Origin of the sequence: Actinomadura bangladeshensis (assembly GCF_004348335.1) — a bacterium.
Taxonomy (GTDB): domain Bacteria; phylum Actinomycetota; class Actinomycetes; order Streptosporangiales; family Streptosporangiaceae; genus Spirillospora; species Spirillospora bangladeshensis.
Window position 1 is genome coordinate 1 of the sequence record NZ_SMJW01000052.1, and the last position, 17,160, is coordinate 17,160.

The 17,160-nt window shown below is 74.2% G+C and carries 2 protein-coding genes; both read right to left on the reverse strand.

The window, feature by feature from the left end; genetic code table 11:
* Positions 1 to 6,138, reverse strand: a 6,138-nt coding sequence (locus E1284_RS12885; protein WP_131939286.1) for a non-ribosomal peptide synthetase, incomplete at its 3' end; no start/stop codon positions are given.
* On the reverse strand, positions 6,135 to 17,063 hold the full coding sequence (locus E1284_RS12890) for a non-ribosomal peptide synthetase (RefSeq protein ID WP_131939287.1): 10,929 nt from the start codon (positions 17,061 to 17,063) through the stop codon (positions 6,135 to 6,137). The genes E1284_RS12890 and E1284_RS12885, both read right to left, overlap by 4 nt.
* Between the last annotated feature and the right edge of the window lie 97 nt (positions 17,064 to 17,160).

Here is a 17,160-nt window from a genome sequence, read left to right on the forward strand (position 1 = left end):
CTCCTCGACGGTCTGGTGCTGGAACACGTCGCGGGGCGTGATGACCAGGCCCGACTGGCGGGCCCGGGACACCAGCTGGATCGCGATGATCGAGTCGCCGCCCAGGTCGAAGAACCCGTCGTCGATCCCGACCCGCTCCAGCCCCAGTACCTCGGCGAACAGCCGGGCCAGAGTCTCCTCCTCCGCGGTGCGCGGCGTACGGGACGACACCTTGGCGGCGAAGTCGGGGGCGGGCAGCGCCTTGCGGTCGAGCTTGCCGTTGGCCGTCAGCGGCAGCGCGTCCAGCTCGACGACCACGGCCGGGACCATGTAGTCGGGCAGGTCCCTGCCGACGAACCGGCGCAGCTCCGACGAGTCGACGCCCGATCCGGCGACGTAGGCGACCAGGCGGTCGTCGCGGACGATCACCGCGGCGTCCTCGACGGCGTCGTGCCTGGTCAGGGCGGCCTGGACCTCGCCCAGCTCGATCCGGAAGCCGCGCAGCTGCACCTGCTGGTCGGCGCGCCCCAGGTATTCGAGGGTGCCGTCGCGGCGCCAGCGCCCGACGTCGCCGGTGCGGTACATGCGGGTGCCGGGCGCGCCGTGCGGGTCGGCGACGAACCGCTCGGCGGACAGGGCGGGCCGGTTCAGGTAGCCGCGCGCCAGGCCCGCGCCCGCGACGTACATCTCGCCGGGCACACCTGCCGGGACGGGCTGGAGGCGGTCGTCCAGGACGTAGACGCGCAGGTCGGGGATGCCGACACCGATGATGCTGCCGGGCGCGGTCGCGGCGTGGACCTGGTCGAGCGCGATGTAGGAGACATGGACGGTCGTCTCGGTGATGCCGTACATGTTGACCAGCGTCGGCGCGTTCTCGGGATGCCGGGAGTACCAGTCTTCGAGACGGCCCAGCTCCAGGGCTTCGCCGCCGAACACGATGTAGCGCAGCGCCAGGTCGGTACCGGGATTGGCCTTGTCGGCGGCCATGAGCTGGTAGAACGCCGACGGGGTCTGGTTGAGGACGGTGACCTTCTCGGCATCCAGGAGCTTGAGGAAGTCCTCGGGCGACCGTGATGTCAGATACGGAACGACGACCAGACGCCCGCCGTACAGCAGCGGACCCCACAACTCCCAGACGGAGAAGTCGAACGCGTAAGAGTGGAACAACGTCCACACGTCATCCGGGCCGAACTCGAACCACTGCTCGGTCGAGCGCAGCAGACGCCCCACGTTCTGATGCGGGATCACCACGCCCTTGGGGCGACCCGTCGAACCAGAGGTGTAGATGACGTACGCGGGATGATCCGGTGAGACTGCGACACCGGGGTTGGTGTCGGGCATGCCGGTGGCATCGAGATCGTCCGGGCCGAGCGTGAGGACGGGCTGGGCGTCCTCGACCATGTACGCGATCCGATCCTCCGGATAATCCGGATCGATCGGCACGTACGCCGCACCCGTCTTCAACACCGCCAGAATCGCCACGACAAGGTCGGCCGAACGCGGCAGCGCCAACGCCACGAACTGCTCAGGACCCACCCCCTCCCCGATCAACCGGTGCGCCAGACGATTCGCCCTCGCGTTCACCTCGCCATACGTCCACGACACACCCTCGAACGTCACCGCGCGCGCATCCGGACGCACCGCCGCCTGCGCCTCGAACAGCGCCGGAATCGTCGTCCGCTCGGCGTCGCCTGCGCTCTTGCCGCCCGCCCAGCGGCGCAGCAGCGTGCGGCGCTCGCTCCGGTCGAGGATCTCGGCGGTGGTGATGGGTGCGTCGGGGTCGGCGACCAGTTCGCGGACGAGGCGCTCGAAGCGGTCGGCGATCGTCACGGCGGTGCCGGCGTCGAACAGGTCGAGGGCGTATTCGAGTCCGGCCTCGATGCCGCCGGGCGCGCCGCCGTCGCCGTGCCGTTCCTCCAGGTAGAGCGACAGGTCGTACTTGGCGGTGCCGGCCGTCAGGGGTTCGGCGCCGCCGGTGAGGCCGTCCAGTTCGAGCCGCGCCTCCGGGTTGTTCTGGAACGACAGGGCGACCTGGAACAGCGGGTGCCGGGCCATCGACCGCGCCGGGTTGAGCACTTCGACGAGCCGCTCGAACGGCAGGTCCTGGTGCGCGTAGGCGGCGAGGTCGGTCTCCTTCACCCGCGCGATCAGCTCCCGGAACGACGGGTCCCCGGAGGTGTCGGTGCGCAGGACGAGCATGTTCACGAACATGCCGACGAGGTCGTCCAGGGCCTCATCGGTCCGGCCCGCGATGGGCGAGCCGATCGGCACGTCCGTTCCCGCGCCGAGCCGGGTGAGCAGCGCGGCGTAGGCGGCCTGCATGACCATGAACAGGCTCGCGCCGTTCTCGCGGGCGAGCGCGAGGAGCCCGGCGTGCAGGCCGGCGTCCAGCTCGAACGCGTGCGTCCCGCCCCGGTAGGACGCCTCCGCCGGGCGCGGCCGGTCGGCGGGGAGCCGCAGTTCCTCGGGCAGGCCGGCCAGGGCGTCCCGCCAGTACGCGATCTGCCGCGAGATCAGGCTGCCGGGGTCGTCCTCGGAGCCGAACAGTTCGCGCTGCCAGAGCGTGTAGTCGGCGTACTGGACGGGCAGCGGCGCCCACTGCGGGGCGCGCCCCTCCGCGCGGGACGCGTAGGCGAGGATCACGTCGCGGGCCAGCGGCGCCATCGACCAGCCGTCCGCCGCGATGTGGTGCAGGACCAGCATCAGGACGTGGGTGTCGTCCCCGAGCGCGAACAGCCGGGCGCGCAGCGGCGGCTCGACCGACAGGTCGAAGCCGCGCCCGACCTCGGCGGCCAGCGCTACCGGCAGGCCCGCCTCGCCGGTCTCGGCGACGTCGAGCCGGGGCCGGGCGGCTGCCGGTTCGAGGACGAGCTGGCGGGCGGTGCCGGACCCGTCCGGGAAGATCGTGCGGAGCGACTCGTGCCGCGCCACCACGTCGGCGAGCGCCTCCCGCAGGGCGTCCAGGTCGAGCACGCCGTTGAGGCGCAGCGCGACCGGCATGTTGAACGTCGCCGACGCGCCCTCGAACCGGTTGAGGAACCAGAGCCGCTGCTGCGCGTACGACAGCGGCACGACGCCGGGGCGCTCGGCCCGCACCAGCGGCGGGCGCACGTCGCCGGCCGCGTCGGCGAGACGTTCGGCGAGGCCCGCGGCGGTCGGCGCCTCGAACAGCGCCCGGACGGGCAGTTCGACGCCGAGCGCGGACCGGACCTTGCTGACGAGCCGCGTCGCGGTGAGCGAGTCGCCGCCGAGGTCGAAGAACCCGTCGTCGACGCCCACCCTCGGCACGCCGAGGATCTCCGCGAACAGCCCGCACAGGATCTCCTCCTGCGGGGTCCGCGGCGCGCGGCCCGCGGCGGCGCCGGTGTCGGGCGCGGGCAGCGCGGCCCGGTCGAGCTTGCCGTTCACGGTGAGCGGCAGCGCGTCCAGGACGGTGAGCGCCGGGACCATGTAGTCGGGCAGCCGCTCGGCCGCGTACCTGCGGACGGCGGCGACGTCGGCGTCCGGGCCCACCAGGTAGCCGGCGAGGCGCTTGTCGCCGGGCCGGTCCTCGCGGACGACCACGGCGGCCTGCGCGACGCCCGGGCAGCCGGCGAGGACGTTCTCGATCTCGCCCGGCTCCACCCGGAAGCCGCGGATCTTCACCTGGTCGTCGGCGCGGCCGAGGTACTCGATCGTGCCGTCCGGGCGCCACCGGGCCAGGTCGCCGGTGCGGTAAATGCGGTCGCCGGGCGCGCCGAACGGGTCGGCGACGAACCGCTCGGCGGACAGGCCGGGCCGGCCGAGGTAGCCGCGCGCGAGCTGCGCGCCCGCCAGGTACAGCTCACCGGGGACGCCCGCCGGCACCGGCTGGAGCGCGGCGTCGAGCACGTACGAGCGGGTGTTGCGGTAGGGCGCGCCGACCGACGGGTGCTCGCTGAGCGCGACCACCTGGTTCATGGTGTCGATGGTCGATTCGGTGGGCCCGTAGAAGTTGCGCGCGGTGAGGCCCGGGATCGCGCGGAGTTCGGCCCACATGCTCTCGCCGATGGCCTCGCCGCCGAGGAGCAGCTGCGCGGGCCGGTGCCGCCCGTCGTCGTCCAGCAGGCCCGCTTCGCGGAGCGAGGCGAAGTGCGAAGGGGTCGTGTTCACCAGGTCGATCCGCTCGCGCGCCACGTACGCGGTGTACGCCTCGACGTCGCGGCGCGTGGCGTCGTCGATGAGGTGCAGCTCGTGGCCGTACATCATCCACAGCAGGCCCATCCACGACGTGTCGAACGAGAACGACGCCAGGTGCGCGAACCGCATCCGCCGCCCGCCGGCGGCTTCGATCGCCGGGTCGATGAACGCGTCCCGATGCGCCTCGAAGTAGTTGAGCACCCCCACGTGCGGGACGGTCACGCCCTTGGGACGACCCGTCGAACCCGACGTGTAGATGACGTACGCCGCGTTCTCCGCCCGCAGCGTCCGCGCCGGGTCGTGCGCCGGCCTGCCAGTGGTGTCCGGGAAGTCGTCGGCGGTGATGGTGAGGGCGGTGCGGGCGTCCGCCAGCATGTAGGCGATGCGGTCGGACGGGTACTCCGGGTCGATCGGGACGTAGGCCGCACCCGCCTTGAGGACGCCGAGGATCGCGACGACGATCTCGGGCGTGCGCGGCAGGACGAGGGCCACCCGGTCCTCGGGGCCGATCCCCCGGGCGATCAGCTCGTGGGCGAGGCGGTTGGCGCGCTCGTTCAGCTCCGCGTAGGTCAGCCGGGTGCCGCCGCAGATCAGCGCCACGTCGGACGGGGTCCGGGCGGCCTGGGACTCGAACAGGGCCGGGAGGTTGCCGGTCGGGTGCTCAGCGGCGGTGTCGTTCCAGGCGGCCAGCGCCGCCCGGCCGGCGTCGCCGGCGAGGTCGACCGCGCCGATCGGGCGGCCGGAGTCCTCGGCGATCGCCTCCAGGAAGCGGCGGACGCGGGCGAGCAGCGCTTCGACGACCGCGTGCTCGTAGATGTCAGGGCGGTAGTGCAGGCGCAGCGACAGCCGCTCGCCGGGCAGGGCGACGAACGACAGGGGGAAGTGGGTCGCGTCGTAGGAGTCGGCCCCGGTGATGCGGACGCCGTTGAGCGAGCCGTCCATCGAGTCCGGGTCGAACGGGTAGTTCTCCAGCACCGTCATCGTGTCGAACAGCGCGCCGGTGCGGCCGGCCGCGCGCTGGATGTCGGTGAGACCGAGATGGTGGTGGGCGAGGAGTTCGGTCTGCTCCTCCTGGAGGCGCTCCAGCAGGGATCCGAGCGACTCGTCCATCCGGTAGCGGACGCGGATCGGCAGCGTGTTGATGAACAGCCCGATCATCTGCTCGACGCCGGGCAGTTCGGGCGGGCGTCCGGACACGGTCGCGCCGAACACCACGTCGTTCGTGCCGAGGAGACGGCCGAGGACGAGGCCCCACGCGCCCTGCAGGACGGTGCTGAGCGTGACGCCGTGGCGGCGGGCGGCGCGCGAGAGGCGGCGGGTGGTCTTCTCGTCCAGGTCGGTGATGGTCTGCTTCGGGGGTTCCGGGGCGCGGGCGGCGGCCTCGGGGGCGACGAGGCTGGGCTCGTCCACGCCGTCGAGGGCGCGGCGCCACGCCTCCTCGGCGGCGGCGCGGTCCTGCCCGGCGAGCCAGGCCAGGTAGTTCTTGTACGGGGTGACGCGCGGCATCCCCGCGTCGTGGCCGCCCTGCATGTAGAGCAGGAACAGCTCGGTCACGAGGATCGGCGTGGACCAGCCGTCCAGCAGGATGTGGTGGTTCGTCAGGATCAGCCGGAACCGCTCGGGGCCCATCCGGACGAGGACGAACCGCAGCAGCGGCGGCGCCGTCATGTCGAAGCCGCGCGCCCGCTCCCGCGCGACGACCGCGTCGGCCTCCGCCCCGGTAGCGGTGACCTCCTCCCACGGCAGCTCCACCGTGCGCGGGATCACCTGGACGGGACGCGACAGGTCCTCGTGCCAGAACGCGGCGCGCAGGTTCGCGTGCCGCCGCAGCAGCGTCCCGGCGGCGGTGCGCAGCGCGGCGGCGTCCAAGGGCCCCTCAAGGTCGAGGACGACCTGGGCCGTGTAGACGTCGCCGTCGCCCGCGTCGAAGAGGGCGTGGAAGAAGAAACCCTGCTGCAAGGGCGACAGCGGCAGGATGTCCTCGAGGTCCCCCCGGTTCACTGTTTCTGCCTCCACGCGGTCTGCAGCTTGTCGATCTCGGTCTGGTCCAGGTCGACGAGCAGGTCGGACGGGGTGAAGCCGGCCGCGTTGCCGGCGGCGGCGTCGGCGGCGAGGGCGCGCAGCGCGGTGAACCAGCCCTCCGCCAGCTCGCGGACGTCGGCGGGCTCCAGCAGGCCGCCCGGCCACGTCCAAGTCGCCGACAGCACGGGCCCGCCGGGCAGGTCGCGGGTGACCGCGTTGATCTCCAGGACGTGCGCGAGCGGCATCGCCGGGTCCTCGCCCGCGGGGAGGTCCTCGGCGGCGAGCGTCCAGTCGCCGCCCTCGTCCCCGGCCGCGACCCGGCCGAGGTAGTTGAAGGCGATCTGTGCGGGCGGGACGGCGGCCAGCTCCTCGGCGGCGTCGCCGCCGCCGTGACGCAGCAGGCCGTAGCCGATGCCGCCGTCCGGGACCGCGCGGAGCTGCTCCTTCACCGTCTTGAGCGCCGCGCCCCCGGTCGCGTTGCCCGCGTCCAGCCGGACCGGGTGGATCGAGGTGAACCAGCCGGCGGTGCGGGACACGTCGGCGCCGGGCACGACGTCCTCGCGGCCGTGGCCCTCCAGGTCGATGAGGACGCCGGTGCCGCGCCCGCCCCGGTGGCGGCGCCACTGGGCGACGGCGAGGGCGAGGCCGGTGAGCAGCACGTCGTTGACCCGGCCGTGGAACGAGGCCGGGACGTCGGTGAGCAGCGGCCCGGTGACGTCGGCGGGCAGGTCGAGGGTGACCGAGCGGGCGCGGGCCGCGATGTCCACGCGCGGGTCGAGCGGCCGCTTCGCGAGGTTCTGCGGCGGGCCGTCGACGATGTCGAGCCAGTCCTCCAGCTCGTCCTCGCCCCGCTCGGACGCGGTGAGCTTCTGCGCCCAGCGGCGGAACGAGGTCGGGACGGGGTCGAGCGCCCCGCCGGCCCAGGCGGTGACGAGGTCGGGCAGCAGGATGCGCCAGGACACGCCGTCCACGACCAGGTGGTGCAGGACGAGGAGGAGGCGGCCCTGCTCCTCGCCCGCGTCGAGCCAGACGAGCTGCGCGACCGTGCCGGCGGACGGGTCGAGGCGGTCGCGCGCGGCGGCGGCCTGCTCGGTGACGACGGCCTGGAGCTTGTCGGCGTCCAGCCCGGCGGCGTCCACGCGGGTGACGAGGTCGGCCGCGTCGCAGGACCCGGGCGGGCGGACGACGGGCTGCCATCCGTCCAGCCGGAGCCGGAGGATGTCGTGGTGGTCCAGGAGGGTCTGGAACGCGGCGGTCAGCCGCTCGATGCCGAGGTCCGGCGGCGTGCGCAGCAGCGTCGACTGGTGGAAGCCGCGGACGAGCGCGGCGTCGCCGCCGACCCGGTCGCGCAGCCACGCGACGATCGGGGTGACGGGGACGGGGCCGACCCCGGCGCCGGGCGCCTCGGCCTCGATCTCCTCGCCCTCCCCGACCGGTGTCGCGGTCGCGGCGAGCTCCTCGACGGTCTGGTGCTGGAACACGTCGCGGGGCGTGATGACCAGGCCCGACTGGCGGGCCCGGGACACCAGCTGGATCGCGATGATCGAGTCGCCGCCCAGGTCGAAGAACCCGTCGTCGATCCCGACCCGCTCCAGCCCCAGTACCTCGGCGAACAGCCGGGCCAGAGTCTCCTCCTCCGCGGTGCGCGGCGTGCGGGACGACACGTTCGCCGCGAAGTCGGGGGCGGGCAGCGCCTTGCGGTCGAGCTTGCCGTTGGCCGTCAGCGGCAGCGCGTCCAGCTCGACGACCACGGCCGGGACCATGTAGTCGGGCAGGTCCCTGCCGACGAACCGGCGCAGCTCGGACGAGTCGACGCCCGTCCCGGCGACGTAGGCGACGAGGCGGCCGTCGCGGACGATCACCGCGACGTCGGACACCGCGTCGTGGCGGGCCAGCGCCGACTCGATCTCGCCCAGCTCGATCCGGAAGCCGCGCAGCTGCACCTGCTGGTCACTGCGGCCGAGGTATTCGAGGCGGCCGCCGTCCAGCCACCGCCCGGTGTCGCCGGTGCGGTACATGCGGGCGCCCGGCTTGCCGTAGGGGTCGGCGACGAACCGCTCGGCGGACAGGGCGGGCCGGTTGAGATAGCCGCGCGCCAGCCCGGCCCCCGAGACGTACAGCTCGCCGACGACGCCGGGTGCGACCGGCTGGAGGCAGTCGTCCAGGACGTAGACGCGCAGGTCGGGGATGCCGACACCGATGACGCTGCCGGGTGCCGTGGCCGCATAGGCGCGGTCGAGCGCGACGTACGACACGTGCACCGTGGTTTCGGTGATGCCGTACATGTTGACCAGCGTCGGGGCGTTCTCCGGGTGCCGGGAGTACCAGTCTTCGAGGCGTCCGAGCTCCAGGGCTTCGCCGCCGAACACGATGTAGCGCAGCGCCAGATCGGTGCCCGGGTTGTCTCTGTCGGCGGCCATGAGCTGGTAGAACGCCGACGGGGTCTGGTTGAGGACGGTGACCCTCTCAGCGCCCAGGAGCTTGAGGAAGTCCTCGGGCGACCGTGATGTCAGGTACGGGACGACGACGAGTCGGCCGCCGTACAGCAGCGGACCCCACAACTCCCAGACGGAGAAGTCGAACGCGTAGGAGTGGAACAACGTCCACACGTCGTCCGGGCCGAACTCGAACCACTGCTCGGTCGAGCGCAGCAGACGCACCACGTTCTGGTGCGGGATCACCACGCCCTTGGGGCGGCCGGTCGAACCCGAGGTGTAGATGACGTACGCGGGATGATCCGGTGAGACTGCGACACCGGGATTGGTGTCGGGCATGCCGGTGGCATCGAGATCGTCCGGGCCGAGCGTGAGGACGGGCTGGGCGTCCTCGACCATGTACGCGATGCGATCCTCCGGATAATCCGGATCGATCGGCACGTACGCCGCGCCCGTCTTCAACACCGCCAAAATCGCCACAACCAGATCAGCCGAACGCGGCAGCGCCAACGCCACGAACTGCTCAGGCCCGACACCCTCCCCGATCAACCGGTGCGCCAGACGATTCGCCCTCGCGTTCACCTCGCCATACGTCCACGACACACCCTCGAACGTGACCGCCAGTGCCTCCGGACGAGCAGCAACCTGCGCCTCGAACAGCGCCGGGATCGTCGCCCGTTCCACGGGGGCGGCGTCGCCGCCGGCCCAGGCGCCAAGGATGCGGGTCCGCTCGTCGGCCGAGAGGACGTCCGCGGCGCCGATGGGCGCGTCCGGGTCGGCGAGCAGCGCGGCAAGGTACCGCTCGAACCGCTCGACGAGCCGCCGCGCGGTGGCCGGGTCGTAGAGGTCGAGCGCGTACTCCAGTTCGCCCTCGAACCCGTCCTCCCGCTCGGTGAGGATCATGAGCAGGTCGAACCGGGACGCGCCGGCGGAGAGGGGCTCGGGCTCGGCGCTGAAGCCGGGCGTCTCCAGCCGCGCCTCCGGGTTGTTCTGGAAGGTCAGGCCGACCTGGAACAGCGGGTGCCGGGCCAGGTGGCGCGGCGGGTTCAGCACCTCGACGAGCCGCTCGAACGGGACGTCCTGGTGCGCGTACGCGGCGAGGTCGGTCTCCTTCACCCGCCCGACCAGGTCCCGGAACGACGGATCGCCGGAGGTGTCGGTGCGGAAGACGAGCATGTTCACGAACATGCCGACCAGGTCGTCCAGGGCCTCGTCGGTCCGGCCCGCGATGGGCGAGCCGATCGGCACGTCCGTTCCCGCGCCGAGCCGGGTGAGCAGGGCGGCGAAGGCGGCCTGGGCGACCATGAACGGGCTCGCGCCGGTCTCCCGCGCGATCTTCATGAGGGATGCGCGGACGTCCGCGCCGAGCAGGAACCGCTCGGTCCCGCCCCGGTAGGACGCCTGCGCCGGGCGCGGCCGGTCGGCCGGGATCGGCAGCTCCTCGGGCAGGCCGGCCAGGGCGTCCCGCCAGTACGCGAGCTGCCGCGAGACCAGGCTCCCGGGGTCGTCCTCGGAGCCGAGCAGCTCCTGCTGCCAGAGCGTGTAGTCGGCGTACTGGACGGGCAGCGGCGCCCAGTCGGGCGCCGTGCCGCCGGCGCGGGCCAGGTAGGCGGTGATGAGGTCGCGGGCGAGCGGCGCCATCGACCAGCCGTCGCCGCCGACATGGTGCAGGAGCAGCAGCACGACGTGCTCGTCCGGGCCGATCCGGAACAGGTGGGTGCGCAGCGGCGGCTCGGCGGTGATGTCGAACGCGTACCCGGCGGCCGTCGCGAGCCGCATCGGCAGCTCCGCCTCGGTCGTGCCCGTGACCTCCAGTTCGGGGCGGGCGGCGGCCGGGTCCAGGACGAGCTGGCGCGGCGCTCCCCCGGCGTCCGGCAGGACCGTGCGGAGCGTCTCGTGCCGGTCCACCAGGTCGCCGATGGCGGCGCGGAGCGCGTCCGCGTCCAGGGGGCCGCGGATGCGCAGCGCCACCGGCATGTTGTAGGTCGCCGACGGCCCCTCGAAGCGGTTCAGGAACCACTGCCGCTGCTGGGCGTAGGACGGCGGGACCACGGCGGGGCGCTCGCGGGGTTCCAGCGCCGGGCGGCCGGCGCCGCCCCCCTCCAGGGCGGCGACGCGCGCGGCGAGGCCGGCGACGGTCGGCGCCTCGAACAGCGCCCGGACGGGCAGTTCGACGCCGAGGGCGCGGCGGATCCGGGTCGCGACCCGCATGGCGACGAGCGAGTCGCCGCCGAGGTCGAAGAAGTCGTCGTCGATGCCGGGCGCCTCGATGCCGAGGAGGTCGCCGACGATGCCGGCGACGGCGGCCTCGCGGGCGTCGCGCGGCGCCCGGTAGGCGGTGCCGGGGCCGGTCGGTTCCGGCTTGGGCAGCGCCTTGGTGTCGACCTTGCCGTTCGGTGTGAGCGGCAGCTCGTCCATGACGACCACGACGGCGGGCACCATCGACTCGGGCAGGCTCTCCCGGACGTGGGCGCGCAGCTCCTCGGGGTCGAGGGACTCGCCGGGGGCGGCGACGACGTAGGCGACCAGCCGGCTGCCGCCGGGCGCCGCGCTCCGCCGGGCCATGGCGGGGGTCCCGGCGCCGCCGAGTCCGGCCAGCACGGCCCGCACCTCGTCCGCGCCGGGCAGCTCGATGTCGCCGACTCGGCGCTCGGGGTCGGCGACCAGGGTGCGGACGAGGCCGTCCAGCAGCGCGGTCAGCCGCTCCGCGGTGGCGCGGTCGAAGACGTCGGGCCGGTACTCCAGCCGGAGCCGGAGCCGTTCGCCGGGAACCGCGAGCAGGGTCAGCGGGTAGTGGGTGGCGTCGACCAGGTCGGCGTCCACGAGCCGGACCCCGTCGAACGCCGCGTCGAGCAGGGCGGCGTCGAACGGGTAGTTCTCGAACACCGTCATCGTGTCGAAGAGCGGGCCGGTCTTCGCCGCGCGCTGGATCTCGCCCAGCCCGAGGTGGTGGTGGGCGAACAGCGCGGACTGCTCGTCCTGGAGCCGGCCGAGGCTCTCCGCGAGGGTCTCGGCGTCGCGCAGCCGGACCCGGACCGGCAGCGTGTTGATGAACAGCCCGACCATCTGGTCGGCGCCGGCCAGTTCGGGCGGCCGGCCGGAGACGGTGGCGCCGAACACGACGTCGGAGCGGCCGGTGAGGCGCGCCAGCAGCAGCCCCCACAGGCCCTGCACGACGGTGTTCGGGGTGAGGCCGCGGCTCCGCGCCCGAGCGGTCAGCCCGTCGGACAGCTCCCGGCTCAGGTCGAGGACGACCGCCTCGGGCAGCACCGGCGGTGCGTCGGCGGCGGCGGGGGCCAGCAGCGTCGGGCCGTCGATGCCGTCGAGCGCCGTCCGCCACGCGTCGCGGGCGGCGTCGCCGTCCTGGGCGTCCAGCCAGGCCAGATGCTCCTTGTACGGCGCGGTGCGGGCGGGCCGCCCGCCCGAGTACAGGGTCAGCAGCTCACCGGCCAGCACCGGGACGGACCAGCCGTCCAGGACGATGTGGTGAGCGGTGAGCAGCAGGCGGTGGCGGGCGGGGCCCAGCCTGAGCAGCGCGAAGCGCAGCAGCGGCGGGCGTTCGAGGTCGAAGGGGCGGGCCCGCTCGCCGGTCATGACGCGCTGGACTTCGTCGGCGGAGGCTCCGTCCAGGTCGATCTCGCGCCAGGGCGCCTCGGCCTCGCCGAGGACGATCTGCACGGGGGTGCCGTCGCCGGTCTGGGCGAACGCGGCCCGCAGGCCCGGGTGCAGGCCGGTCAGCGCCCGCCCGGCCGCGCGCAGCGCGGCGACGTCCAGGGGGCCGTCGAAGTCCAGGACGAGCTGGGCGGTGTAGACGTCGGAGCCGGAGTCGAGCAGCGCGTGGAAGAAGAAGCCCTGCTGGAGCGGGGACAGCGGCCAGATGTCCGCCGGCCCCGGATGCGCCGCCTCGACCTCGGCGATCTCCGCCCGGGTCAGCGCGATCAGCGGGAAGTCGGACGGCGTGCGCCCGCCGCCGCCCGCCGCGACGTGCGCGGCGATGCCGCGCAGGGCCTCGAACCAGGCGGCGGCCAGCTCGCGGACGTCCGCGCCGTCCAGGACGCGGCCCGCCCACGTCCAGGTGGCCGACAGGCGCGGTCCGGCGGCGGAGTCGCGGGCGATCGCGTCGATCTCCACGGTGTGGGCGAGCGGCATGGCGGCGTCGCCGCCGCCGTCCAGGGCGCCCGCCTCGGCGGCGATGCTCCAGTCGCCGTCCCCGGCCTCGACCCGGCCGAGGTAGTTGAGGACGATCTGCGGTGCGGGCAGGGCGGCCAGTTCCGGGCCGGTCGCGTCGTTCAGGTGGCGGAGCAGGCCGTAGCCGATGCCGTTGCCGGGCAGCGAGCGGAGCCGCTCCTTGGCGTTGCGGACGGCCTCGCCGACCGCCGGGCCGCCGGCGAGGACCTCGTCCCACGCCGCGTCGCCCGCGTCGAGCCTGACGGGGAACATGCTGGTGAACCAGCCGACCGTGCGGGACAGGTCCGGTTCGGCGCCGTGCCCGAGTTCCTCGCGGCCGTGGCCTTCCACGTCGACCAGGACGGCGGCATCGCGCGTCGCGACGCCGCGGCGGCGGCGCCACTCGGTCACGGCGAGGGCCAGCCCGGCGAGCAGGACGTCGTTGACCCGGCCGTGGAACGCGGCGGGCACGCCGGTCAGCAGCGCCGCCGTGGTGGCCTCGTCCAGCTCCAGGGTGAGGCTTCCGGCCGTGCTGCGGGTGTCCTCGGCGGGGTCGAGGGGGCGTGCGCCGAGCAGCGGGTCCTCGGTCCGCAGCATCTCGGTCCACAGGCCGAGTTCGGCGGCGCGGCCCGCGGTGGCGGCCTCGTCGGCCAGCCGCCGCGCCCAGGTGCGGAAGGACGTCGGGACGGGTTCGAGTTCTCCTCCGGCCCACGCGGTGACGAGGTCGGGCAGCAGGATCCGCCACGACACGCCGTCCACGACCAGGTGGTGCAGCACGACCAGCAGCCGGCCGAGCGCGTGCTCGCCGGCGTCCAGCCACACGAGCTGCGCCATCGTCCCGGACGCGGGGTCGAGGCGCCCGCGCGCCAGCTCGGCCTGCTCCGCGGCGGCCGCGGCCAGGGCCGCGTCGCCGGCTCCGGCGAGGTCGATCCGGTGGACGCAGGCGGCGGCGTCGACGGCGCCCGGCGGGGCGATCCGCGGGTCGCCGCCGTCGGGGACGCTGATCCGGAGGGCGTCGTGGTGGTCCAGCACCGCCTGGAGCGCGCGGGTCAGGTCGCCGACGCCGAGCGCCGGCGGGGTGCGCAGCAGGATGCTCTGGCTGAACCCGTCCGACGGGCCGCCGAGGTCGCGCAGCCACCGCATGATCGGGGTCGCCGGGAACGCGCCGACGCCCGCGCCGGGCTCCTCGGCCGCGCCGCCGCCGGCCCCGTCCGCGCCCGCGTCCGCCTGCCGCACGACCTGCGCGAGCGCCTCCACGGTCGGGTACCGGAACACCTCGCGCGGGGACAGCACGAGACCGGACCGGCGGGCCAGCGACACCAGCCGCATCGCGATGATCGAGTCGCCGCCGAGGTCGAAGAACCCGTCGTCGATCCCGACCCGGGCGACGCCGAGCACCTCGGCGAACAGGTCGGCGAGGAGCTTCTCGGCGGGGGTGCGCGGCTCGCGGCCCGAGGCCCGCGCCGCGAAGTCGGGGGCGGGCAGCGCCGCGCGGTCGAGCTTGCCGCTGGGGTTCAGCGGGAACGCCTCCAGCGGCACCACCGCCGCCGGGACCATGTACGCCGGCAGCGTCGCGCCGGCGAAGTCCCGGAGTCCGTCCGGGTCGGGCTCGGCTCCGGGCTCGGCGACGACGTAGGCGATGAGGCGCGGGTTGCCGGGCTGGTCCTCCCGGTGGACCACGACGGCCTGGGCCACCGCCGGGTGCCGGGCGAGCGCGGTCTCGATCTCGCCCGGCTCGATGCGGAAGCCGCGGATCTTCACCTGGTGGTCGAGGCGGCCGAGGTACTCGATCTGCCCCGCGCCGTTCCAGCGGGCGAGGTCGCCGGTGCGGTACATGCGCTCGCCGGGCGCCCCGAACGGGCAGGCGACGAACCGCTCGGCGGTGAGCGCGGAGCGGTCCAGGTAGCCGCGGGCCAGGCCCGCGCCCGCCAGGTACAGCTCGCCGGGCACGCCCACCGGGACGGGCCGCAGCGACGCGTCCAGCACGTAGGCGCGGGTGTTGGCGACCGGGCCGCCGATCGGGGCGTGGCCGGCGAGGTTGCCGTCGTCGAACCAGGCGGTCGCGTAGACGGTCGCCTCGGTCGGGCCGTAGATGTTGGCGATGCGGGCCTTCGGCATGAGGGCCCGCAGGTCCTGGACGAGCTTGGCGGGCAGCGCCTCCCCGGCGAGGACGACGTCGCCCGCCTCCAGCCCCGCCGCCCCGGCCGCGAGCAGCGCGGACATCGCCGACGGCACGCCGCTGACCAGCGTCCCGGACCAGCCGCCGCGCTCGGCGACCTCCAGCAGGTCCCGGACGACCTCGATGTGCCCGCCCATCGTCAGCGGCGTCAGCCACTCGAACACCGACACGTCGAAGTTCAGCGACGTGGAGAACAGCACGCGGGCGAGCCGGTCGGGGCCGAAGTCCCTCCGCGCCCACGCGCACAGGTCGACGGCGCTGGCGTGGGAGACGACGACGCCCTTCGGACGTCCCGTCGAACCGGACGTGTAGATGACATAGGCCGCGTTGCCGGGCAGGAGCGGCCGGACGCGGTCGGCGTCGGTGGGGGCACTGGGCGGGTACGCGGTGAGGTCGAGGCCGTCCAGCACGACGCGGGGCGTCGTGCCGGGCAGGTCGGCGCCGGCGGTGGTGACGACGCAGGCCGGGGACGCGTCGTCCAGCATGAACGCGATGCGGTCGGCCGGGTAGGCCAGGTCGATCGGCTGGTAGGCGGCGCCCGCCTTCAGCACGCCGAGCGCCGCGGCGATCAGGTTCTCGTCGCGCGGGAGGGCGAGGGCGACGAAGTCCCCGGCGCCGACGCCGCGGCCGATGAGGTGGCGGGCGAGGCGCCCGGCGCGCTCGTCCAGCTCCCGGTAGGTGAGGGTCGTGCCGGCGTGCGTGACGGCGGGCGCGTCCGGGGTGCGGGCGGCCTGCGCCTCGAACAGCTCCGGGACGACGGCGGGCTCCACCGGCAGCGCCGTGTCGTTCCACTCCTGCAGGACGCGGGAGCGCTCGGCGCCGTCCAGCAGCTCGACGTCGCGGAGCGGCGTTGCCGGATCCACCGCGCCCAGCGCGCGCATGAACCGGACGTAGCGGTCCAGGTGCGCGGAGACCTGCTCCTCGGTGTACAGGTCGGGGTGCGCCTCGAAGTCGACGCGCATCCCGGCGCCGTCGAAGTTGTCGTAGATGTTGATCGACAGGTCGTCGACCGGCCCGGTGGTGAGGGCGTGCATCCGCGCCGGCAGGCCCGCGAAGTCCAGCCGGTAGTCGAAGGCCATGATGTTGATGACCGGCCCGTGCAGCCGGTGCGGCTCGCCCACCAGCTTCAGGTCGCGCAGCAGGTCGTCGCGCCGGTAGCGCTGGTGCCGCAGCGCCCGCGCCGTCGCCCGCGTGGTGGCGCGGACGAGGTCCTCCACCGTCATGTCCGGGCGGACCCGGACCCGCAGCGGCAGGATCGTCGACAGCATCGACGGCGTCTCCAGCGCCAGCCGGGACGTGCGGCCGGTGACGGCCAGCCCGAGGATGACGTCCTCGGTGCCCGTCATCCGCGCCACGTACCCGGCGGTCGCGGCGATCGCCAGGGCCGGCGCCGCCGTGCGCAGCCGGCGCGCCCCGGCCGCGAGCGCGGCGGTCCCGTCCGGCGGGACGAGACCGGTCAGGCTCCGGTAGCCGGCGGTCGGCTCGGCCGTCTCCGCCGACAGCGACACCGCCACCGGGCGGTCGGCGAACCGCTCGGTCCAGTAGGCGCGGTCCCGCTCGAACCTCTCCGACGCCCGGTACTCCTCCTCGGCGGCGAGCAGCGCCCGGTAGTCGCCGAGCTCCGCCGGGACGTACTCGCCGCCGTTCGCCAGCGAGGTGTAGACCTCGGCGGCGCGGCGGCTGATCAGCGAGCCGCTGTAGCCGTCCTGGATGACGTGGTGGGCGCGGATGAACCAGCGGTGCAGGTCCGGCGCCAGCCGCAGCAGGGCCGTGTCGAAGAGCCGGCCGCCGTCCAGCGGCAGCGGCCCGGCCATCCGCTCCCGCATCCACGCGCGCGCGGCGGCGTCCGGGTCGGGCTCGCCGGACAGGTCCACCAGCGGGATCGACACGGAGGCGTCCGGGTCGAGGATCTGGTGGACGGTCCCGTCCCGCTCCTGCAGCCGCGCGTTCATCGCGAGCACCTCGTGCGCGCCGATCCGCGCGACGCGGTCGAACAGTTCGTGGTCGAGCGGTCCCTCGATCTCGATGTACTGCGCGATGTGGATCGGCGTTTCCGGCGCCAACTGCTGCGCGTACCAGACGCTCTGCTGAGCGGCCGAAAGAGGAACGAACTCGATGGACATCAAGCGGCACTTTCCCGGTCGAAGGGGGTTTCCTTTGCGCCCGGCATCGGAACCGGCAGGGCACCGGCGGGCAGAAATTCAGAGAGAATGACCACAG

Excerpts from the sequence above, each read along its gene's own strand:
- E1284_RS12890 (WP_131939287.1), bottom strand. The coding sequence starts at position 17,063 with ATGTCCATCGAGTTCGTTCCTCTTTCGGCCGCTCAGCAGAGCGTCTGG.